Genomic DNA, 24,582 nt, shown 5'->3' with positions numbered 1-24,582 from the left:
AAAAAAGCTTTTACAATGAATGAATTCTAATATGTTTTGGAAGATAATTTTTATACTTCCCTTGAATACATTTTACCCAACCAAGATTTGCATGCTGATAATGTACTATTTGCCAAATATCATCATTTATAGCTGCAGAGAAATGGTTATTCGCTCTAAGATAATCAATCGCTTCAAGTTTATTTAAAATTAAGGTAGGAATATTTTTTTTCAGCAAATAACTCATTGCTAATCCGTGATTTGGGAACCAATCCTTACCCTTATAATGTCCTAAAGGTATTCCGGCAAATAGGATTTTGACCTGAGATTGAGCCAAGCGGAAATATAGATCAGATATAGGAACAGGTAGGAGCCAATCATGTTCATGATTTTTAATGATATGATAGGGATCTGAAAAATCAATATAAGTTTGTACTATGTCGTTCTGATCGTGATTTAATAGATCTCTGGTGGTTAGTTTTTTATCTTCGATAGGCGACATCGTATTTTGAAGTATGCTAAAGGAAAAACCTTCACCTTTTATTCGATGCGGAAAACATTTGTAAGTAAATCCCTGATTGTATTCAAAGATTTTAATATCTGAAATAGCGTCCGTATTTATTGAGATTGATTTGTAATTTGGGTCTTTTAAAACTTCTTGAATCATCTCTTCATTCTCTAGCGTATTGTAGGTGCAAGTTGAATAGATAATATAACCACCAGGCTTAACTAATGATTTGGCTAAATTCAAAATTTCTCTTTGGCTGGTGGTGCATTGGTCAATTTTTTTTTCATTCCATTGTTTAATGGCATCGGGCTCTTTTCTAAACATTCCTTCTCCACTGCATGGCGCATCGATTAAAATGAGATCATATTGAATATGTGTTCTTAATAAATGATGTAGTTTGCCTGAAGTTACTATCGTGTTTGGGGATCCCCATCGTTCTATATTTTGTCTTAATATTTCACTTCTGAATGGATGAAATTCATGAGCATGAATGGTACAACTTGATGGAAGCAAGCCGCACAATAAGGTTGTTTTTCCGCCAGGCGCAGCACATAAATCAAGGACTTTGCTATCCTCATGAATAGGCAATTGTTTGATGATGTATTCCAACATCATAGATGATGATTCTTGGGCATAATAGTGTCCCGCATGAAAGTATGGGTCTAAGGTAAAAATGGGTTTAGTATCAAGATAATAGCCCATTTTGGTCCATGGGATGGGATTTTGAAGGTCGAATTCATGCTCTGGTTTATTAGGGTTCAACCGAATGCTGATAGGTGGTTTTTCTTGCATTGAAGCTGCAAAATCTTCATATTCTGCACCTAAAATGTCTTGCATTTGTTTAATGAACGGAAGTGGCAATTGAATCATTATCTAAACCTTTTTAATTCCGAAACGGTATTAAATAATGCATCAACTTTAGAATTTATTTGAGGATCACATTCCAGGGTGGGGGCGTGATGAGGTTTTATTCTGGCATCTATAATTAGGGATCCACGACATCCCCAATGTTTATATTCTGTAAATGAGTTTATACCATAAGTATCATGCGAAGGATTGCTGCGTGTAAAAGTTACCCACAAGAAATTATTTAAATCAGCAGTAGTAAATTGCGCATCATCTACTATCACAAGAAGTGGAAATTTTTTTAAATCCAGGTTTTCAATCTGTGAGATTAATTGATCTATTTCGGTTTTTGCAGAACGAGAATCCACAAATGATTTCATTTCTAATGCAAGTATTCCAGGTTGAACCAATTTTATTTTTTTGATTAATGTATTTACTTCACTAAATACAGAAAAATCAGAACTTAATTCTCTTTGAACATTTCGATTGCAGGCAACAACAAGCTTCGAACCTGCATTCCAGGTTCCACCTGAATAATCCAAAGTATCCATTGTGGTGTTGGTATAAAAATGTAGATCAAAACGCCAATCCACACGCCGCAAACAATAATCCAGAAAATCACTGATTTGATGAGTGGATAATGGTCTATCTGGTTCTTCAGTAGCGATAAATAAATACTTGGCTAGAGAAGTTTGACCTTTGCCTAAAATATGGTTTGCGAGGGTTAGAATTTCTTCAGGTTTTCGATCTCTAAACGGCATATAGCGTTCAGATCCAATAGCTAATAATAGGGGATGAACCCCAGCTGCATCAACAGCATGAATTTCTTTAATGCCAGGAAACTCTGCTTTCGTTATTTCATGAACCATTTTATGAATCAAATATCCGAAACCTGAATCTTCTTGAGGTGGTCGTCCTACTGCAGTAAAATGCCAGATGGCATCAGATTTGTGGTAAACGTTTTGAACATTCATCACTGGAAAGTCATGTGCCAGACTATAATACCCCAGATGATCTCCGAATGGGCCTTCAGATTTTAATTGTTGTTTGTTTACAATTCCTGTTATACAAAAATCAACTTCGCTTGGAATGAAAAAGCCATTTTTCCATGAATATTTGTAGGAACGATTTCCTAATAATCCTGAAAATAATATTTCGCTGAGACCTTCAGGAAGTGGGAATATAGATGCTAAAGTATATGCGGGCGGTCCACCTACACCAATACTAATTTTAAAAGGTTCATCACTATTTAAATACGCAGTATGATGTATGCCAATGCCACGATGCAATTGATAATGTAAGCCTATTTCTTCATTTTGGAGATAATCGTTTCCGGACAATTGTATTCTATACATGCCTACATTGGCTTCGGATAGTTTTTGAGAATTGGGAGGAAAACTAATGACTTGTGGTAAAGTAATAAAAGCGCCACCATCTTTAGGCCAGGAAATGATTTGAGGTAATTGAGATATTTGGCATTCATTAGAAATAACTGGATTTCGCAGAAAGGAAGTTTTTGGTAAGGCTTTTAGAATGTATGGAACACTACGAAGTGATTTAAATGGTGATTTAAAAAATTGAGTAGGGTCTATTTTTAATTGAATGAGATGTTCCATTTTTTTTAAAGCATCTCTAAAAATATACTCGCATCGTTCATTAGTTCCAAAAAGATTAGAACAAGCTTTAAATGGACTGTCCTTAACTCTTTCAAATAAAATTGCAGGACCCTTTTTTTGATATATCCTTCTATGAATTTCTGCCATTTCAAGATTAGGATCCACTTCTTGAGAAATTCTAAGAAGCATTCCTTTGGATTCTAAGTCATCAATACAAGATTTAAGATTTTTATAGGACATATTTTTTTTCGGTAGAATAATTTATTGACCGTTTCTTCCGTTTCGGTTAACCAGTGTTGCAGAGCCTTGTTGAGTCGACATCATAACGATATCTTGAATGTTAATATGTGCAGGTTGGCTTGCAATGAAATAAATGCTTGCAGCAACGTCGGCAGCTTTTAATGGAATAAAGTCATTGTAAATGGCAGCTTTGTTTTTATCTCCTTCGAATCGATTTATAGCAAATTCAGTTTCTTCTACATGTCCCGGACTAACCTGACTAACTCTAATATTATGGGTATATAAATCTTGTCTGATAGCTTTAGTTAGCGTGTCTACAGCAAATTTCGTTGCACAGTAAACATTCCCTTTGGGATAAACTTCTTTACCAGCTGTGGAACAAATATTTATAATATGTCCTGATTGAGATTTGACCATTTTTTTTGAAATCAATTTGGTCATATACAAAAGCCCTTTTACATTGGTGTCAATCATCGTATCCCAATGCGTAATGTTTCCATCCTGTATTGAATCTAAACCCAAAGCTAATCCGGCATTGTTAATGAGGATATCGATGTTATCAAAAGGACTGGGTATGGATGCTATGGCTTGTGAACAAGCTTCAAATTGTCTGATATCAAAATTTAATAACAATATTGGGATATGATATTGATCTTCCAACTCTTGTTTAAGTTGCGTTAATCGGTCCATTCTTCTACCACATAATATCAGTTGATATAATTGTGTCGAAGCAAAGTGTCTTGCAGTGGCTTTTCCTATTCCTGATGTTGCACCGGTAATTAGAATGGTTTTCACGATTTTTTATTTTTTAATTGTTGAATAGTCATTTTAAAATCTTCAACAAATGATGTGTACTGGCTTGTTGCAGGTCCATCAAATCCGGTATGAATTTTATAAATGACATTGTTTCGATCCAAAAATAGTAAAGTAGGGAAGCTCTTAATGCCATTTAATTGAGGTAAAGCTGCAGAAGCAGAATCTATATTTGCAACTCCGGCATGCAATATTTCATACGGAATATTCATGTTCTTTTTATAATGATCCAGTCTTTGATTTATTAATGTTTGTGTCGATTTACGTTCGAATGCTAAACATATAACAGCTATTTCCGGATCAGGATTTTTGGTCAAATAATCAACAATAAAATGGCTTTCATCTCTACAGTTGGGACACCACGTGCCTGTGATTTGAATTAATTTAATTTTATTTTTATAATTTGGATCAGTATTACTGATCAGTTCGTTTTTAGTATTTGGAAAGCTAAAAATAAATGGAACATTTGCTTTGGCTTGAGTTAGACTATCGGCATTTACAAGTTGAGCTTGATTTGTTTTTTTAGATGTAAATGTTGTTTTATAGTGTTTTCCTGAATAAAAATGACCGTTTATTTGATCATTATCTACCATGCCTTCAAACAAAAAAGCATGTGCTCCATCAAAAATCGAAAGCGATAATTTATGATCGCTCAATTCACCTGCTAAATATCCATAATCTCCTGTCTCTGTCCTAAAAGTTCCTTCGACTATATTTCCATGTTGAACGAATTCGCCGATTGCATTGTACTGATCACTGGAATCTTTAGCAAAAACGGTTTGCCATTGACCCGATATATCAATATTGGTTTTAACCGGAAGTTTTTCAAATCTATAATTGTGTCCGAATTTGGCACTAAATGGAATCGAATAATTTATTTTGTCATTAACGATAAAATGCCCATCCATTCTATTGTGTTCATAAATACCTTTTAAGACAGCATCGTATGGCGTCAAATGGATAACAAAAGTATCATTCCCTGTTTTAATATCGTGCCCAAATTCAATCTGATCAAATTTTATTTTATTCTGTCCATTGATGACTTCTATATAAAATTGATGTTCATTAACCATAGTTAATTCAAAAGTAAATGGAACTATCCTTTTTTTAGATTCCGGATAGGGATCTCTGGTTATTACTTCATCTATTCCTCTAGTTACAAAAGATTCTCTGGCATCTTCAAGAATAATCGTGCCACGCCAAACCCCGGGAGCAATGGTGTGGTTTTGTTGAGGAACACTTATACAAGAAGATATAATAATATGAATCCAAATTAGGAACATGAATTTCAATAATATAAAATTATTTTTGGTTGGCATTTGCTTTTTAATTGTAAAGTTAAAGGCTTATTGAATTGGAATTAATTATGGATTGTTCCCAAGGCTAACAAATGTTATATTGGCTTTGTTTCAAAGATTTTTTTTGAATTTAATATAGCGGTAGCTTGGAATGGCCAGGAATTTATGATGGTTTCATCCAGTTCTTCAAATTGAAAATGCCATTTTTTTAGTATAGATTTTGAAATAGTGGCTAATTGCTCAAGGGTTTGTATACCTTGATCATTTAACAGTAATGCTCTTGAATGATCAATGCCTTCAATGTAATATAATGGATTAAATGATTGATTTTTTTTCTGTATGGTTCCAAGCTTTTCATCTCCAATGACACTACCTATGATTTGTAGATGTTGATCTAAAATGGATTTCAATTCATTAAGAATTTCTTTTCCATAAAGTTCGCCAGGCAGACTTGTTTTAACTTGAGTTAGGTTTTCAGGCTGCTGATTAGAGATATCGGAAAGTTTTGAATTTGATGTAATTATTTTTTCATTTGAAGTAGGCGAAATGCTTGGTAATTCAAACTGGTTGACTAATTCATTAGCTTTGATTGGTTTAGATTCTAGATCATGTTTGAGTTGTTGATATCGGAGGTCTAACCATTCATATTTAGCTTTCCAATCCTCATAAGCTACTTTATACGTCTTTTCCTGAATTACCAGATTTTGAATATGTTCATCCAGACCCAATTTGTCTAGTCTGATTTGATCAAATTGAGTCTTTAATAGATTCTTTTCTGCAATAGCATTATTAAGCTCATTTGATTTCCTCCTTATATAAAAATAAGTTATTAAACCAGTGATGAGTACTAAAATAATAAATAGCACTTGCACGAATAAAATACCTTGTCCCATATATTGAGATTTATAGGACAAATCTACATATTATTTAATATATAATAAAATAATATATATAAATTAATGTAAATCTTTAGCCTCTTGGGTATTCTTTGTGATATTCGTACTTCAATATATCAAAACTTGTTACAATACCAACTAGTTCTCCGTTGTCCACCACAGGAATTGCATGAAATAAATGTTCCATAAATACTTCAGCAGCCGTTCCAATATGAAAATTTGATTCTACAGTGGCTATTCTTTTGGTCATTACATTACCAACTCTTGTATTAGGATAATCCTTGTGCTCTACATTAAGTTTAAAAAGATCATATGTCGTAACTAATCCGACTAATTTTTTTCCATCCACAACAGGTACGTGGTGTATTCTGTTATTGATCAGAATGTCTTTTACCTTTTGCAAGCTATCATCCTGATTAACAGTGATTAATTCCCTCGTCATGATTGAGGCGACCCTTTCATTCATCATAAATTTTCGTTTTTATTTGTTTTCAACATTAAGGTACAACTATTCTTAATAATCCATAGAAAAAATTATTTTTTCTAATATTTTTTCATCCACTATTGTGGGCATCGTTATTTTTAATTCAGGGCACGTAGCCATAGCTTTTTCTGCTGTTTTTAAAGCTCCTTCGTTCCTTGCCCATGCTCTTCTTGCTATCCCATTCATAACATCCCAATAGAGCATTTCTTGAATATTCGTTTCTGATTGGCTAGATCCATCAATGACCATGCCAAACCCACCATTTATGACATCCCCCCAACCAACTCCACCGCCATTATGGATAGACACCCATGTAGCGCCTCTAAAACTGTCACCAATGACATTCTGTATAGCCATATCTGCAGTAAATTTAGAGCCATCATATATATTGGATGTTTCCCGATAAGGGGAATCGGTACCCGAGACATCATGGTGATCCCGACCCAACACTATGGGGGCAGAAATTTGACCACTTTTTATGGATTCGTTAAATGCTTTTGCAATTTCAATTCTACCTGTAGTGTCAGCGTATAGGATTCTTGATTTGCTGCCTACAATGGGAAGATTTGATTCTGCAGTTTGAATCCATTTAAGATTGTCTTCATATTGAGCTTTTGTGTTTCCTTCTGATTTGAGTATTAATTGTTTTATTACACTTGCTGCAATATGGTCTGATTTCTGCAAATCGTCCAAATTACCTGACGTACAGACCCATCTAAAAGGTCCAAATCCGTAATCAAAACATAATGGCCCCATAATATCTTCTACGTATGATGGATACTTAAATGTTTCTTTCTGATCATCAAGCCATACGTCGGCACCAGCCAAAGAAGCTTCTTTTAAAAAAGCATTGCCGTAATCCCAGAAATACATCCCTTGTTGTGAAAGAAAATTGATCGCCCTTACATGCCTTCGTAATGAATGTTGAACTTCGCTAATAAATTTTATTTTATCAGCAATCATTAATGATTTAGCTTCTTCAAAAGTATAACCAACAGGACAGTATCCTAAATCATCAATGTTATGCAGCGAAGTCTGATCTGATCCCAATGCAATTTTTATATTTTTTTCTGCGGCATATTCCCAGACTTCAATGATATTACCATAATAAACATAACAGATTCCAGTGTCACTTATTGGGTAGGAAAGAGCAACTTTAAAGAGCTGTTCCAAATCGGTAAAGACATGTTCTTTTAAGATATATCCGTCCTGAATTCTTTGATTAATGGCATCTGGATCTACTTCCGCTATTATGCAACAAATTCCAGTGATCACAGCGGCAATAGCCTGTGCCCCTGACATGCCACCTAGTCCGGAAGTAATAAATAGGTTTCCATGCTGATCACCTATTTTTGACTGTAGTCTTCGCATGGCATTGAGTAAAGTAATTGTAGTGCCATGCACAATTCCTTGAGGGCCAATGTACATAAACGAGCCAGCAGTCATCTGACCATATTGGGTTACACCTAATGCATTGTATTTGTTCCAATCTGATTTTTTGCTATTATTTGGAATCATCATTCCATTTGTGATGACAACTCTGGGAGCATTCTTATGAGATGGGAAAAGACCCATTGCATGTCCTGAATATAAAACCAAGGTTTGATCTTCAGTCATCTCTGATAAATATTGCATACAAATCAGATATTGAGCCCAATTTTGGAACACAGCACCATTTCCTCCGTAGGTGATCAATTCATGTGGATACTTAGCAACTAAAGGATCTAGATTATTTTGAATCATGAGCATTATTGCTGCTGCCTGATTTGTTTGAACAGGATATTCAGAAATGGGTCTGGCATGCATAGCATATGTTGGTCTAAATCTGTACATATAGATCCTTCCAAACTTATTCAACTCGTCTAAAAATTCTGATGCAAGTTCTTCATGCCAATGATGAGGAAAATAGCGCAATGCATTTTTAATAGCAAGCTTTATTTCTTCATGGTTGAGTACACCCTTTAAGTTGCGTTTAGGAGCGTGTGGTACGAGGGTATCGTAGTTAGGTAATGGAGGAAATTCATTAGGAATCCCGTTTTTGATCTGTTCTTGAAAAGTTATTTCTCTTGTCATGGATTTATCTCTAAAAAATCATACAAACTTTTAATGGTCATTTGCTCAAGTGTAATTTTTTTAAGTTCTGTTTTTACCATAATTTCTTGTTCTTGATTTGGAAGTAAGTCAACAAAGTTTGGAAAAAAATCTACAGATGGACCGAGGTCAAAGAAAACTGATTTACAGAATGTATTAGCTGAAATAGTAAATTTATATTCATCATCTTTAAAGCTTGATGACTTAATTTGGTAATCTGGTTTTGTTAGTTTTAATTCTTTAAATTTTGCAAAGAAATGAACGGCTTGTCCGGTGGTTTTATTATATATCCACCGCATACTCAATAAGCTATTAAATTCATTATTTGGTGCTTGTATTTGTCGTTTGTCAAAGGTAAAAATCCGTTTCGATTGGTTGGTTTTAAGATTTACAGTAAAGGTGTCTTTTGTGAGGAATTTTCCCATAAAATCAATATGACTAATTTCGATTTGAGAAGTAATCGGAAATAGTAAATCAGAAGTAATAAAAACCTCTATTAAATCACCAGATTCTCTAGTGGTCATAATCACAGGTTGGTAGAGTTCTTTTACTTTGTGTTGCATGGCTTTCCAATGTCCGTAATAATCAATACCTGACCAACTAATTCCCGGCCAACAATCATTCAATTGCCAGTATAAAGTGCCCATGCAATAAGGCTTTGTTCTCCGATGAGCCTTAATAGCCAAGCCGATTCCTTCAGCTTGATTGATTTGGTTTAAATAAATTAAGTCTTCAAAAGATTTTGGTTTTGGTAAATCACGTTCTAAATATTTTTGAATTAATTGATTACCTCTTGGATGTTTTTGATGAGATAAAATCGATGGATTTTCCAGTGATAATTCACCCGACTCAACAAAGGTATGAATCGTGTGAATATTCGGTAAACTTTGAAATCCCATTTCACTCATAAACCGGGGAATTCTTTGTTCAAAAGATTCAAATGGCATTTCATCATGCCAAACCCCCCAATCATGTGCATCTCCTTCGTGTTTAAATCTTTTATCCCCTCGGCCAAATAAAGGTGAAGATTCCCAATAAGATTGATGATTGCTATAGGTTGTTACAATATTTGGTAATACTTGGTTAAAGATTTTTTGATAATGCTCCCAAAGCGTGGTTTTGGTTTGATGAGAAAGACCAGTTTGCCATCCCCAACGATGCCAGGCTTCATTGTTTTCATTATTTCCACACCAAAGTGCAAGACAAGGATATTTAGATAGTCTTCGAACCTGTTCTTCAGCTTCAATCTTTATGTTTTCTATAAATAATGCATCACCCGGGTACATCGCACAAGCATACATAAAATCCTGCCAAACCATGATGCCTAATTGATCACAGGTACTGTAAAAAGTATCTGATTCATAATTGCCACCACCCCAAATTCTAATCATATTGAAATGACATTCTTTGATATCATTTAATAGTCGGGTATGATCTTGATTTCGGGTTTGAAAAATATCCTGTGGAATATAATTTGATCCTTTTATAAAAATAGGTTTTCCATTGACTTGAAAATAAAAACCCTGACCCCATTTATCCTTTTTAGAAATGAGCTTAATTGTTCGAATTCCGGTACTATTTTCTTTATGAGTTAGGATGTTTTTTTGTTGGTTTTTTATTTGTACTTTTAATGCATAAAGATAAGATTCACCACTGCCGTTGGGCCACCACAACTTAGGATTGGGAATTTGGTGTTTTAGTTTAATATAGAAGGAACCTGCAGGAATATTTATTTTTTGACTAAATGATAATTGATCCAAAGTCCATTCTACTTGGTAGGTTTCTTCACGGTCTGAAATCCCGGTAAGACAAAGGTCAACGTCTGCATTTTGATGATGAATTGCCCGGGTCTGAATGGCGATATCCTCTAATTTAATGTGATTCCAAAATTGAATCGTTGGCGTTGACATGATTCCGCAACCAGGATATTTTGGTCCAAAGTCCCAGCCGAAATGGTATTGTGGTTTGCGGCTTGTAACGCGCATGTCGCCAGGTAAAGCAGCATCTAAATTTCTGTACAATGAATCAGCAATGACAGGTGCGGATTGAAAAACTATTTTTAATTCATTCTCAATGGGTTTGACGATTTTTTTAATGTCAAAAGTCCATGTTCTAAAGGCATTGTCAGTTTTTCCTAATAGGCTGTCATTCAGATATACTTCTGCATAAATATCAAGATCTTTGAATTGAATTTCGATGTGTTCATGTTGAATATCTTGAGGATTTAGATCGAAGGTATTCTTGAATACCCAGTTTTTTTTGCTGATCCAATCTAATTTGGCTTCGGCATTACCAAGAAATGGACTTTGAATGATATTTGATTGTTCGAGAATGGTGTAAATGCTATTAGGAATTTGACATTTAAGCCATGATTCATCATTAACAGATTGGTAGGTCCAATTTTTAGAAATAGGTATTGATAATTGAGCTTTAAGAGTATCCAAAACAAGCATGATCAGGAGTATTCGTATATAAATCTTACTTTGCTTCAATCTGGTGTGAATTTGACCTAAATCTGTTGACGGATCAAAGATAGTATTTAGAGTCGGTCTTTAAATTAAAAAGGCCTCCCAAATTGGAAAGCCTTTTGATATCATATTTTAAATATTAATTATTTGGTAGGTGCTACTACAGAGTTAGCATCACTTGAACCAGCGTTTGCTTGACCTTTAGCGCAAGATTTAGCTCCTTTTGAGCAACAAGCTTTACCACTTTTTGATGAACAAGATTTAGCAGTTGCGCTATTTTCAGAAGGTACATAATTTACGAATTTAGCAGTTGCTTCATCATAAGTAACAGCAGTTGAAGTACCATCTGCTGATTTTTTCATAAAACAAACTTTACCTGATTCTGCGCATACCTTTTTTTCTATTGAAGGATCTGCATCTGCAGCTTTTATTGCTGCTTCACTCATGTCACTAGATTTAACACATTGTTTCGAAGCAGAACCTTTTTTGCAACAAGATTGAGCATTAGATTGAGCAACAGTGAAAAGCAAGCCAAATGTTAAGAAAAGAAATAATTTTTTCATTTTTTATAGATTTTTAGTTAAGAATTCAAAGGTAGAACGTTTTTTTTGAATATTTTGTTTCTAATCTATATATTTAACGTATTTTTAAGACAGAATTAGTACGTATGAAATTGATTTACTGGGTTTTACCCATTTTAGGGTTGATTCTGGCACCATTTTTTAATTGTAAAAGCACCAAATCAAAAGTTAATTCTGGTATGGATTGGATTAAAATAGGAGATGGAGGTGGTTTTACAGGCAAGGAAACGGTTTATACGATTAGTACCCAAAATGGATCCATCGAAAGTGAAGGAAGATCTTTTAAAAAATTAAAATCTTCAGATATAAACCAGTGGATTAAGAATTTTTATTCCCTGGGAGTGGGCCAATTAAGCCTAAACGAACCTGGGAATAGATATCAATTTATAGAGGTAAATTTACAAGGAAAAACCCAAAAATTAGTTTGGAATCCTTCTGATCAAAATGTGCCAAAAGATATTCATTTAATTTATGACCATTTAAATCATTTAGTTCAAAAAGCATCAAAATGAAAAACCGATTATTATATTTTATTTTATTCATCAGTTTTGGATCAATAGCATATTCACAGTCACTTAAGGAAAAGATTGTTTTTTTCAATTATGATGTGCCAAAGAATCTTAATAAGCTAAATAAAGGATCATTTGACAGAAACTTGTATTCAAGACAGTTTCAGGATAATGCCACTTTAAATCATTTTAGTTTGCCAGCTCAAAAATTGAATGAATTCCGATATCAATTCAAGTCGATTGATGTCGATCAGGAGTCCGGTATTCCAACTCAGTTCGAAGGTATTGGACATTGGATTTCAAGATCTGCTGAAGTCAACAATGAAGCATCTTGTCAAATGTTAAAAGAATATTTGGGATTGACCCATATAGAATATTTGGGTTTTAATGTTTTGAATTCTGAAAAGGATGAATTGAATATTCAACATGTTTCATTGGTGCAAACTGCTTATGGTATCCCTATTCATGGAGCAGAATACCGTATGCACTTCTATCCTGATCAACGTGTGTTTGGTCATGGACGTGCATTTAATTTAGCACCTGGTAATCGAAATCCGGCGCTATCTGAAGACGATGCTGTTGAAATCATGAATCAATATTTTATAAAGAATGAAATTCATCAGGTGAATTCCAAAGCAATAAGTAATGTGCTAAAAGGGGGAATTTTAAAAAAAGAGATGTGCTATAAATTCAATGCAAAAACTGCGAAATGGGCATTGTGTTATTTTATCAATGTAATACCTAACCCTTCGCAACATTGGGATTTATATATCGATGCCATGACTGGCAAAGTCATTGAGTCGTATTCTAAAATTTGTAATGTTATGTCAGATGCATGTGGTGATTTGGCAAAATGTGTAAGCCCTATGGGTGCAGAAGTGGCTAATGCAACTGATTTGTCTAATACCACAAGAACCATAAATACCTGGAAGGAAGGAAATACGTATTACATGATTGATGGGTCTAGAGCTATGTTCAAACTCAGCGCTTCAAGTATGCCGGATGATCCCAATGGGGGAATCATGACCGTAAATGGTCAAAACAGATCGCCATCAAGTTCTAGTTTTGTTTTATCTCATATCAGTTCTTCGAATAACACTTGGTCTGATAAAACGGCTGTCTCCGCGCATTTCAATTCAGGAAAAGCATATGAATATTTTTTGAATACACATTCGAGGAATTCCATAAATGGCAGTGGTGGGACTATTTTATCTATAATTAATGTTGCTGATGATAATGGAAAGAGTATGGATAATGCTTTTTGGAATGGAGAAGCAATGTTCTATGGTAATGGAGCTCAGGCATTTACACCTTTAGCCAAGGCTTTGGATGTCGGTGGACATGAAATGTCTCATGGTGTTATTCAAAATACCGCTAACCTTATGTATCAAGGCGAATCCGGAGCACTGAATGAATCTTTTGCAGATATATTTGGAGCCATGATCGATCGGGATGATTGGAAAATGGGAGAGGATGTTGTAGTCAAAAGTTTTTTTCCTTCAGGTGCATTAAGGGATTTAAGTAATCCAAATAATGGCGGAACAAGTATCAATCAACCTTATTGGCAGCCTAAGCATGTCAATGAGAAGTATAAGGGCACACAAGATAATGGTGGGGTACATATCAATAGTGGAATTCCGAATTTTGCATTTTATTTATTTGTTCAAGAATTGAGGAAGAATAATCGAAGTGAAGAAGATGCAAAAAAAATCGCTGAAAAAGTTTTTTTTCATACACTTAAAAACTATTTGACCAGGTCTTCCCAATTTGTTGATTTGAGAATAGGCGTTGAGAAATGTGCCACAGATTTATTTGGTAATGTTCCGGATGTGTTGGCTTCAGCAAAAACTGCTTTTGACCAAGTAGGTATTCCGGGAACACCAAATGGTGGAGGTGGTACACAACCCAAAAAGGACCTGAGTATAAATCCAGGAAAGGAATTTTTAGTTTGTACAGATGCGAACAAAGATGGGGTCTATCTCTATGACTTTGTTAATACACCAACTCAAATATCTAGTACATCAATTATTTCAAAACCAAGTGTAACAGATGATGGTTCCGAAATTTATTTTGTTGCTAAAACCAACAAACTGCATATGTTGACATTTAATAAATCTACAGGTAAATATGTAGAAAGCATTTTAGATAATACAGCGGTGTATCGAAATGCCATTATATCCAAGGATGGCACTTTATTAGCCGCTTTATTAACCAAGGAGGAAAACATTATCCACGTTTATGATTTCTTATCAGATGAATGGAAGGATTTCACATTATATAATCCAACCTCAACTAGTTCAACAACCTCTGATGTCAGATACGCAGATTTTATGGATTTTGATCATTCCGGTCAAAATATTATATATGATGCATTTAATGTCATTAAAAGAGCAAATGGAAATGATTATGAATATTGGGATATTGGATCAATCAATGTTTTTAATTTGCCATTAGATAAATTCGGAACGGGTCAAGTAGATAAATTATTTACAGATTTACCTGAGAACACGAGCATTGGAAATCCTGTTTATTCTAAAAACAGTTTGGATGTCATCGCCTTTGATTACATTGAATCTGATTTATTTTCTTCGACTTATGCTCTTTTAGGTGCTAATATTGAAAAAGGGGATGTGGACGCTATTGCTGAAGATAGAAGTCAATTGGCATATCCAAGCTTTAGTGTTAAAGATAATCAAGTAGCTTTTGATAGTGAAGATAATCAAGGCGATCAGTCCATCAACACTAAGGGTTTAGCGGCTTCTAAAATTGTATCTTCTGGCAGTGAAAAAATACTATTAACAGGTGCTAAATGGGGAACTTGGTTCGCAAACGGGAAAAGAAATTTAATTAGAACTGCAGACATAAAGAGTCTTAATGAAATGAGCATTTATCCAAATCCTTTTGACCACGAATTTACACTTGGAATTAATTCTACAAAAGCTCAATGGATCCATGTGAACATATTAAGCCAGATGGGACAATTAATAGATTCTAAGAAAATACAATTGAAGGAAGGATTAAATGAAGAACGATTAGATTTATCTCGTTGTATTCAAGGAATATATCACCTTCAAATCGTCAACGCAGAAGGAAGTGTTAGTGCTAAATTGTTAAAACAGTAGTTTTGTGAATGGTTTTATGATTAAAAATAGATGATGCGGTAAATGGAATAATTTTTATGGAAGTCAATACCTAGGTACTATGAAAAAATATTATTTTTTTATTTGTCTTGTTTTGTGGATTGATCAAGTGGGTTCGTCACAAGCTTTTAAGGAGCCTGTTCAATTTTCGACTAATACTGTTTCTTTCCAACTTAAGAAGTTAACTAAAGGAAAGAAAGCAGTTAATGATTTGGTTCGTTCTTCAGAAACTATTTATAGAAATAATATTTTTTCAATAGATCAAAAAAAACTTAGTGAAGCAACATCTTCAGTAAAAATAATTTCCATAGATGCTGAATCAGGCATGCCAAGTCAGTTCGAAACGATTCTTCCATTCCAGATAAGAACCAATGATGATAAGGCAGCAAAATATGTTTCAATAATAAAAAACAGCGTTGGATTTGAAGATCAATCACCAAATGGATTTCAATTGATTAAAAATCAAATGGATGAATTGAAAACGGAGCACATTTCACTGATTCAAACATGGAATGGAATTCCGATGCATGGGGCAGAATATACTATGCATGTTTACCAAAACCAAACCGTCTATTGTCACGGTAGAGGTTCTACAAAAGGAGTTCGGCCAATAGAAATAGGGATATCGGAAGATGAAGCTATTGAACTCATTAGTTTGTTTTTTAAATCCAGACAAATTCATATAGACCAAATAAGTTCTGAACAGAAAGATCTGGCGGGTGAAATCTTAAAAAAGGAATTGTGTTTTTATTTTAATGTGAAGTGTCAAAAATGGGAACTCAGTTATTTTTTTGATATCATACCCAATCAAGGACATCATTGGGAAATTTATGTTGATGCATTAAATGGAAGTATTAAGGAATCCATTTCGAGAATTTGCTCTTTTTCAAATGCTAACCATTCAAGCTGTGAAGATGTTTCACCATGTGGATCAGAAATTGCAAGTGCCAATGATTTGTCAAGTATTCCCAGAGTTATTAATACTTGGAAGGAGGGGAGTTTATACTATTTGATTGATGCTTCGAAGCCCATGTTTAATGTTGTTGCTTCTCAAATGCCTGCAAAACCTATAGGCGCCATTGTTACCCAAAATGGCAATTTTAAACATCCTGAAAATCTAGGATTTAAATCCAGTGAAATCACTTCATTGAATAACAGTTGGTTGGATAAAGCAGCGGTCTCAGCCCATTATCACACTGGTATAGTTTATGATTATTATTTAAATATCCATAGTAGAAATTCATTAAATGATGACGGTGGAACCATAGTATCCTATGTCAATATATCCGATCAAGGTGGCCAACCCTTGGAGGATGCTTTTTGGAATGGTAAGGCTATGTATTATGGTAATGGAGGAACAGTATTAGCGGCTTTGGCAAAAGCCTTGGATGTATGTGGTCATGAAATTACACATGGTGTTATTCAATACACTGCCGGTCTGATCAATAAAGATGAGTCAGGCGCCATTAATGAATCCTTTGCAGATATTTTTGGAGTGATGATTGATCGTGAAGATTGGAAAATTGGTGAAGACATAGTAAAAAGTAGAGGAACTCCAACTGGGGCATTGCGGGATTTAAGTAACCCCAATAACGGAGGATCTAACTCCAATCAATTTTACTGGCAGCCTAAACACATGAATGAAAAAGTTCAAAATGATACCATAGACAACGGGCGGATTCATACCAATAGTGGTATACCAAGCTATGCTTTTTATTTGTTTGTACAGGAATTGAAAAAAAATAATCGATCTGAAGAAGAAGCAAAAGCTATAGCAGAAAAAATCTATTACAAAACATTAAAACATTATTTATCAAGATCAGCAAAATTTACCGATTTAAGAATTGCCCTGGAACGTTGTGTTTTTGATTTTTATGGAACAGTTCCTGATGTTTTAGCTTCAGTAAGAAAGGCTTTTGATATGGTCGGAATCTATAATCCGATTATTCCACCTAAAAAAGATCTGCCATTTAATCCGGGAAAAGAATTTGTAGTTTATACCAATGCAAATCAACAAGGAATTTATTTATATGACTTTAGTGGCGCGCCAAAGGAATTATCAACAACAGAAATAATTTCTAAACCAAGTGTTACGGATGATGGATCTGAAATTTATTTCGTGACAAAGAACAATACTTTAAATTTGTTGGAATTAGACAAACTATCAGGAAATTATCTAGAATACGTTATTGATGATCAACCCATGTATCGAAATGCTGTTATATCCAAGGATGGCTCTTTGTTGGCTGCTTTGAGCAATAAAGATGATCATATAATAAGAGTTTATGATTATATTAATAATAAATGGAATGAGTTTGATGTCATTCAAGCCACACCAAACACGAGCAACGTAATTGCACAATATGCTGATGCCATGGATTTTGATCACTCAGGTCAGTATATTATTTATGATGCATTAAATAAAGTTAGAAATGGAAATATTGAAACAGAATTTTGGGATATAAATACCATACATGTATTTGATCTGAGTTTAAATCATTTTGCAAATGGACAAATTGTAAAATTGTTTTCAAATCTTGAGGATAATACAAGTATTGGAAATCCAATATTTTCTAAAAACAATACCAGTGTTATAGCTTTTGATTACATGAAATCAACTGGAATAGGTTCATATCACTATTTGTATGCAGTTAACACAGCCTTAAGTGATGTAGGGATTATTTCAAAAATCAGAACCCGTGCTTGCATTCCTAGTTTTAGTATTAAAGATGACCAGATGCTTTATAATACTGATTTGGATCAAGAACTTCAATCCTTGTCAGTTGTGGCGTTAAATGATTCTAAATTGACTTCCAATGGATCTGAAAAGATATTATTGCCTAACGCAAAATGGGGTAGCTGGTTTGCTGTTGGAACTCGAAATTTAATAGTAAACAAGGATATTCAAAACTTGAGTAATTTAGAAATTAGTCCTAATCCATTTAATTCCAATGTAAGAATTCAAGTCAATTCAAATCAGGAACAAAAAATTCAAATACAAGTACTCAATCCACTTGGAGCCTTGGTATTTAAGCAAAACATAAAACTTAAGGAAGGATTGAATTCCAATTGGATTGATTTAAGTACACTTCATAGTGGTTTATATTCAATTCAGTTGGTTAATTCTATGGGTCAAATGAGTTCCAAGCTATTTAAATATTAATAGCGTTGCTTGAGGTGACATTTGATTAATCATACATTGACTGGCTAATTGATTTCAGTTGAATAGGGGTTCTGTCAGAAGTTCTTTTAAACCATCAGTCGCTTTTTTGGGAATGATTTTTAAGCTTTTAAATCTTGCTAATTCCGGTGTTAAAACGGGTTTTGGATCAATATAATAAATTGGCATAATGGATGGTAAATAGGCTACAAAACCTGCTGCGGGATATACTTGAAGCGAGCTGCCTACGATAACGCAAATATCAGCATCGATTGCGCTTTGGATGGCTAACTCCATCATCGGAACTTCTTCACCAAACCAAACTATATGAGGTCTCAATTGATGACCGAATTCATTGGTGTCTCCAAGTCGGATATCAGTTTTACAAGTATAAGTTTTAAAGTGATTATGTACACTTCTTGATTTAAGCAGTTCACCGTGTAAATGAATAACCTGTGTGCTTCCCGCTCGCTCATGAAGATCGTCTACATTCTGGGTGATGATTTGAATATTAAAACGGTCCTGGAGATTAGCAATGTCAATATGGGCTTGGTTAGGAAATGATTCCAATAATTGCCTTCTTCTTTGATTATAAAAATCTAGTACTAATTCGGGGTCAGCATGCCAACCTTGAATGGATGCTACCTTCATAACGTCATGGCCTTCCCATAGTCCATCTGCGTCTCTGAAGGTTTTTATACCACTTTCAGCACTCATGCCGGCTCCAGTAAAAAAGATAATTTTTTTTGGCATGAATTTTTTTGTAAATTGAAAAGGTTCTTACTAATGTAAATAGGCTAATGTATTATTGTTTCTTTTTGACCAAAATTATTCAACAAATTTAAGTGTTTTTGGATGAAAAGTTTGCCAGCTATGCCAATATTCTTGATAACATTTAATAGGTATAAGATTTGGAACAGAATCGGTAAGTGATTTTCCGGAAAAAAGATATTTTCTTTGCCCAAGTAATAAAGTATCCTGTTGAATGGATAGTAGTTGATTTTTAGTATTTAATATATAACTGGCAAAGCTATTTTTATCATCTGATAATACTAATGCAATTGGAATGTTGTTGAGATCATCTTGAATAATTTGTTTAGCTTGTAATTCGTTCCAATCATAGGCTTTAGACATTCCATTTATTTCAAGGCCTATGATCCATGATTTTTTTTCCCATGATTGACTGTCTCTTCGGGTTAATTTGCCTTTACGTGTTCCATTTTCATAATTACTTAAACTGTCATATTCTGCCTGGAATAAAGTATCGGGCTGCATGATCAGTGTTTGTGGATGAATAGTTATCCATTGATTCAAGGTCATTTGTTGACTTGGATATTCAGGCAAAAGCTTATGAATAGATGGGCCTGCAATAGCCTCACCTGTTGATTGACGCCACCAACTTTTGGTTCGACTGTCTTCAAACATAGCATTAAAATGGTCCATCCCAACCAATCTAAATTGATCATATTGTTGATCAACCATCGGCTCATAAACTCTACCTGTTCTGCAAACAGTACAATAAGTAATCATGAACTGCTTATCAGATAAAGTATCCCTAACTTGGTGGTGATACCCAAGGAATTGAATAGGGTATGCTTTGGCTATGTCCTTGTAAACTATTCCAATTATCAAGCGGTCTGATGGAATTTTATTATCTTCAACGGTCTTGAATTGAAGATTTTCAACTGGTAAAAACATATGATCTGCGGACATTTCAAAGTTGGTATAATAGATCATTGTACCAATAAGTAAGATTGATGCAAGCAATAAAATTTTTGATTGATTAAATGAATTATAAAGCCCAATGATGATCAATAATGAAAATAGGATTCTAAACCACCATCGCCATGAAAAAAGAAAATAAGCTACTTGAATGCTGTTGATTTCCTGGCTACCGGGAATTGGCATTATAAAATAAACATTTGCTATTTCAAACATTATAAGACCCAGGCATGCCCAATAAAATAATTTTTTCATGAATTTTGGTAGAATTTTTTGCTTTGTAAATATAGTATTTTTTTATTGAAAATGAATTGGGATTGACCTATTATAAATTTTGTCTTTTAGCTTGTGTTTAATTTTGCAAATGTCAGTAAGCTATTACTTGTTAGTGAGTAAATTATTTTAATTGACATTTAATGATGTGATTATTTTACAGCTAAAGAAATTTGTGGCATTATTATTGAACGATTAAATGATTCATCTTATTTGGGTTTGATTTTTAATTTATAAATATATACTAAATTCTCAATTATGAAATGGTTAACTTTTTTAATGTTTGTTTCCTTTATTGCGGAAAATGTAATATCACAAGATGTATGGAATATCAAGGCGATTGACCCACACGGTCGATTTATTGATGTGAAAGCTTTAGATAAGGCTGGCAAAATTTATGATGTCAAAGCCTTTGAAATGGATAATAGCTCGCAGTTCATGGATGTTAAAGCGATCAAAGATGGAAAAAAAATGGCCATCAAAGTACTAGTAAGTACTGATGTATTCGCTCCAGTTAAAGCTATTGGTGATAATGGTGAGATCTTTGATATCAAAGCGATTACAAAGGATAATATTCATTTGGATGTAAAAGGTGTGAGTTCTAATGGTAGTATTGTAAACATTAAAGCAGTAAGTCCTGATGGTGACTTTTATGGTATTAAAGCAATCTCAAAAGATGGTATACTTCATGATGTAAAGGGTATTAAATTTTCTAGTAATGACGTAGAATCGGTGCTTCATGGTGTAGAAATCAAGGCAAATATTAAAGCCCTTCCGCAAGCTCCAGGTCAAAGTGATGATTTTATTTGGCATATAAAAGCAGTGCATCCTGATGGGCAATTATGGGATATCAAAGCTATAGATGAAGCGGGAAAAATTTATGATGTAAAATCCCTAGAAGAGAATGGTAATATGCATGTAATGGATATCAAAGCTTTTGTTGGAAATAAAAAATTTCCAGTTAAAGTATTGGTGAGCTCAGACAAATATGCTCCTGTGAAAGCTATTGGTACTGATGGAAAAATTTATGATATAAAAGCCATATCTCCTGATAAAAAATTACTAGATGTGAAAGGTGTATCACAAGCCGGAAATTTGATCAGTATAAAAGCAATCAATGCGGATGGTTCATTTTTTGGTATAAAAGCTATTTCGCCTTCTGGTCAAATGTATGATGTGAAGGGAATCGCAATGGACGATGCATTTATGGTCAATGGTGTAAAAGTTAAAGCCCATGTTAAAGCATTGCCGCAAGAATAATTCAATTTATTGCTATTATAAAAAATGCTATACATTGTGTAGCATTTTTTTATTAACATACTAATAAAATGATATTGAATAATTAATGTTCGTTTTTTCCAATTTCTGTGAGTAAAAATAAATCATTTATTTTAGACAAAGTAGATATATCTGATTCTTTCTTTCAATAAAAGTATAGTGCAATACTTAAGCTGGTTTTGGTTTGCACATTTGGCCTTTTAAATTTGCTTTTTTGAAATCAAAACTTTTTAAATGTTTTGTTTTAATTTCATTATTTCCTTCAGTAATGATGAGAAATTGATTTGGTTTTATATTTTTAAATATTTGTTTTTTGCCCGTTTTTTGCCAAGTTATTTCTAATTCGTCGATGATTTCTGCCTGACCTAAACCTATTTCTCTTCGCAATGAAGTGGAACCAAAACTTCCACCAGAATTTACTGTGGAATAAATATTTCTTACAACGCCCTCATCTCTAAAACTAAATTTAAGTCTAGACCCGATAGCTGCTCGATTGGTCTCTGTACCGATCAATTGTATATTAATCCAATGATTGTTGTTTTGTCCTGGATTGAGGTAAAGAGAAGTATTAAATACATCACCAATATAGGCTCCTCCCATTTTAATAAAAATATCTTGGTCGCCGTCGTTGTCTAAATCGGATAATGCTACTGCATGTCCTTTTTGTAAATTTCCTACGCGACCTGCAACTGTTACATCTGCGAATGTACCATTACCCATATTTCTAAAAAGCCGATTTGGAGTCAATGCTCCATAATCTGGATTTCCAGTACCTAAATACATATCTAAATAACCATCATTATCTATATCTCCAAAATTTGCACCCATTGCAAATACAGATTTATTCAGATTTGCTGCTTTACTCTCATTTGTAAAAGTGCCGTCTTTATTGTTTTTATATAAATACATGACACTGGCTTGATTTGGAATATGCAAAGATTCAGTAGCAGCTGAATGTCCAACACTTTCGCCAAAATCATAACCACATACAAACAAATCCTCCCAGCCATCATTATTATAATCCCAAAACCAAGTTGGAAAAGTTTTTTTGAAATTATCTTCCAAGCCGGCAGTAGCTGTTGATTTAATGAACATTGGAATTCCATTTTTGGTGGCAATATTTTGTAATAGGATCTTCGCACCTCCGCAGGTAGAAATAAAAATATCTTCCCTGCCATCATTATTGTAATCTGCTGAACTTACACCTTTTACCATCGCACTAATTCTGCTTCCAGATATGAAACCAACTTCTTTAAAAGTACCATCTTGATTGTTTAGATATAATTCACTTGGGATTTGGCCAGTCTCATTTGTTGATTCATTTCCTATATATAAATCCAACCACCCATCTTTATTGAAGTCTCGCCAAACTCCTGTTTGGGTGGGATATTCTGAAGTTATTCCACTTTCAAAAGTTACATCGGTAAATGTATCATCACCATTATTGCGTATTAATGAATTGATTTGTCGACCAAACGGTCCCATCCAGCCTCCTCTAAGAACAAATATATCTAAGTAACCATCATTGTTATAATCTGTTTGTATTAGATTTAGTCCCCCGGAGAATCTAGCTAAATCTGATTTTTCAGAAAGATCTATAAAGCCCCCTTGGGTATCATTTTGAAAATAATGCATTTTGCGGTGAATATTCCAATCTGAAGTTATAATATCTAGATATCCATCATTATTAAAATCATCTATAATTTCTCCGCCCGCCATATCTCGAAGTGAAATACCCAAGTTTTGAGCTACATCATCAAATGGATTAATACTATAACCCGAATTGTCTTTATCAAGACCTGGAACCAACCATTCTTTGGGCACTCCAAATGGGTATTCTCCAATGGTCATATAGGCTAAGTTCATTAACCACATGGATTCATAATCTTTTGGATTCCTCTTTAGTAATGTTGCGTATATTTCAATTGCTTTTTTTGATCCTTGTTTATCCAAATGAATGCCATTGCCTTGAATCGGAACAATACATGATTCAGTAGAATGATTAGTGATGCAATTTTTTCTTTCACCTAATCTTAAATAGGAGAGTGCATAATTCTTGTAGAAAGCTTCTATGCCTGGTGCATTTAAATCTGGTATTTGTCGGTAAACATTTTCAAAGACCGCACATGCTTGTTCATCTTTTCCTAACTTCATCAAAATGTATCCAAGAATAAAAATAGATTGAAGTTGTCTTGCTGGATTCGATGGATCATTAGCTAATTGATTATAATATTCATATTCAGCTTCAGGACAAAAGTTATTGTCTTTACTGTATATTCTTTTACTTGTTTCTGTCAAATGTGCAATCATTTTGTCATTAATTGCTTTATTATCAGCACATGATCCACCGATCAAGAAGATAGTGATACAGAATAAACATATTTTATAATCAATTAACATACTGATTGTTTTATTTTATTTAATAAAATAAGTATCACTTATTTCGAATTTATCAGTATTCGAAATTATCCAACAGACTTATAAGTGCAAGTCTTTAAATAAAAATTAAGTGAAAATTGTTAATTGTAAATAATGGCATTGCAAAAGTATATTCAAGTATGCAGTTATTTATTTAAAGTATTTGAAGGAGTTGAATAAACTGATGAAAAGGACTAATTACTTGACGAATTAAGATTAGGGAAGGATCCAAATAAACATTGATTTGCCTTGAAATTTATAT

At 33.8% G+C, this 24,582-nt stretch carries 16 protein-coding genes; 4 read left to right on the top strand and 12 right to left on the bottom strand.

Translation table 11 applies throughout. The features are described from left to right. Positions 1-10: 10 nt before the first annotated feature. From IPK88_17000 to IPK88_16960, 9 genes are all read right to left on the bottom strand, one after another. The gene (locus tag IPK88_17000; protein ID MBK8245127.1) at positions 11-1,357 is read right to left on the bottom strand and encodes a hypothetical protein; all 1,347 of its coding nucleotides are present in this window, start codon (positions 1,355-1,357) and stop codon (positions 11-13) included. Then, the gene (locus IPK88_16995; GenBank protein ID MBK8245126.1) at positions 1,357-3,189 is read right to left on the bottom strand and encodes a UbiD family decarboxylase; all 1,833 of its coding nucleotides are present in this window, start codon (positions 3,187-3,189) and stop codon (positions 1,357-1,359) included. Before IPK88_16995 ends, IPK88_17000 begins: the two co-directional genes overlap by 1 nt. Before the next feature lie 21 nt (positions 3,190-3,210). Continuing rightward, the gene (locus tag IPK88_16990; protein ID MBK8245125.1) at positions 3,211-3,987 is read right to left on the bottom strand and encodes an SDR family NAD(P)-dependent oxidoreductase; all 777 of its coding nucleotides are present in this window, start codon (positions 3,985-3,987) and stop codon (positions 3,211-3,213) included. After that, a complete protein-coding gene (locus tag IPK88_16985; protein ID MBK8245124.1) occupies positions 3,981-5,285 on the bottom strand; it encodes a TlpA family protein disulfide reductase in 1,305 nt (434 codons plus the stop codon). The genes IPK88_16990 and IPK88_16985 overlap by 7 nt, the downstream gene beginning before the upstream one ends. Before the next feature lie 110 nt (positions 5,286-5,395). Then, on the bottom strand, positions 5,396-6,193 hold the full coding sequence (locus IPK88_16980) for a hypothetical protein (GenBank protein ID MBK8245123.1): 798 nt from the start codon (positions 6,191-6,193) through the stop codon (positions 5,396-5,398). A 76-nt stretch (positions 6,194-6,269) separates the two neighbouring features. Next, complete coding sequence (locus tag IPK88_16975; GenBank protein MBK8245122.1) at positions 6,270-6,662, bottom strand: CBS domain-containing protein; 393 nt, start codon at positions 6,660-6,662, stop codon at positions 6,270-6,272. 48 nt (positions 6,663-6,710) lie between these two features. Next, positions 6,711-8,753, bottom strand: a complete 2,043-nt coding sequence (locus tag IPK88_16970; GenBank protein ID MBK8245121.1) for a urocanate hydratase — start codon at positions 8,751-8,753, stop codon at positions 6,711-6,713. Then, positions 8,750-11,263, bottom strand: a complete 2,514-nt coding sequence (locus tag IPK88_16965) for a glycoside hydrolase family 2 protein (protein MBK8245120.1) — start codon at positions 11,261-11,263, stop codon at positions 8,750-8,752. The genes IPK88_16970 and IPK88_16965 overlap by 4 nt, the downstream gene beginning before the upstream one ends. Positions 11,264-11,382: 119 nt before the next feature. After that, positions 11,383-11,802 carry a hypothetical protein gene (locus tag IPK88_16960; protein ID MBK8245119.1) on the bottom strand — a complete coding sequence of 140 codons (420 nt, stop codon included), beginning with the start codon at positions 11,800-11,802 and terminating at the stop codon, positions 11,383-11,385. 104 nt (positions 11,803-11,906) lie between these two features. Here IPK88_16960 and IPK88_16955 point away from each other — a divergent pair, with 104 nt between their 5' ends. The 3 genes from IPK88_16955 to IPK88_16945 all read left to right on the top strand — a co-directional run bounded on the left by IPK88_16955 (position 11,907) and on the right by IPK88_16945 (position 18,632). Then, on the top strand, positions 11,907-12,332 hold the full coding sequence (locus tag IPK88_16955; GenBank protein ID MBK8245118.1) for a hypothetical protein: 426 nt from the start codon (positions 11,907-11,909) through the stop codon (positions 12,330-12,332). Further along, complete coding sequence (locus tag IPK88_16950; protein ID MBK8245117.1) at positions 12,329-15,451, top strand: M4 family metallopeptidase; 3,123 nt, start codon at positions 12,329-12,331, stop codon at positions 15,449-15,451. The genes IPK88_16955 and IPK88_16950 overlap by 4 nt, the downstream gene beginning before the upstream one ends. Positions 15,452-15,530: 79 nt before the next feature. Further along, positions 15,531-18,632 carry a M4 family metallopeptidase gene (locus IPK88_16945; protein ID MBK8245116.1) on the top strand — a complete coding sequence of 1,034 codons (3,102 nt, stop codon included), beginning with the start codon at positions 15,531-15,533 and terminating at the stop codon, positions 18,630-18,632. A gap of 54 nt (positions 18,633-18,686) precedes the next feature. Here the strand turns inward: IPK88_16945 and IPK88_16940 are convergent, their stop codons facing one another. Together IPK88_16940 and IPK88_16935 are read right to left on the bottom strand one after the other, a co-directional pair. Beyond that, entirely contained in the window at positions 18,687-19,382 is a 696-nt protein-coding gene (locus IPK88_16940) for an NAD-dependent deacylase (GenBank protein ID MBK8245115.1), read from the bottom strand. Positions 19,383-19,457: 75 nt separating this feature from the next. Beyond that, a complete protein-coding gene (locus IPK88_16935) occupies positions 19,458-20,606 on the bottom strand; it encodes a DUF3179 domain-containing protein (protein MBK8245114.1) in 1,149 nt (382 codons plus the stop codon). Between the two features lie 276 nt (positions 20,607-20,882). On the opposite strand from IPK88_16935, the gene IPK88_16930 reads away from it, so the two are divergent. After that, entirely contained in the window at positions 20,883-21,884 is a 1,002-nt protein-coding gene (locus IPK88_16930; GenBank protein MBK8245113.1) for a hypothetical protein, read from the top strand. A gap of 186 nt (positions 21,885-22,070) precedes the next feature. Here IPK88_16930 and IPK88_16925 read toward each other — a convergent pair whose 3' ends face one another. Further along, the gene (locus IPK88_16925; protein ID MBK8245112.1) at positions 22,071-24,302 is read right to left on the bottom strand and encodes a VCBS repeat-containing protein; all 2,232 of its coding nucleotides are present in this window, start codon (positions 24,300-24,302) and stop codon (positions 22,071-22,073) included. Positions 24,303-24,582 lie beyond the last annotated feature (280 nt).

It is taken from the genome of Candidatus Defluviibacterium haderslevense (assembly GCA_016712225.1).
Taxonomy (GTDB): Bacteria; Bacteroidota; Bacteroidia; order Chitinophagales; family Saprospiraceae; genus Vicinibacter; species Vicinibacter haderslevensis.
The sequence above is the reverse complement of the archived record's forward strand: the minus strand, read 5'-3'. Positions and strand labels throughout refer to the sequence as shown.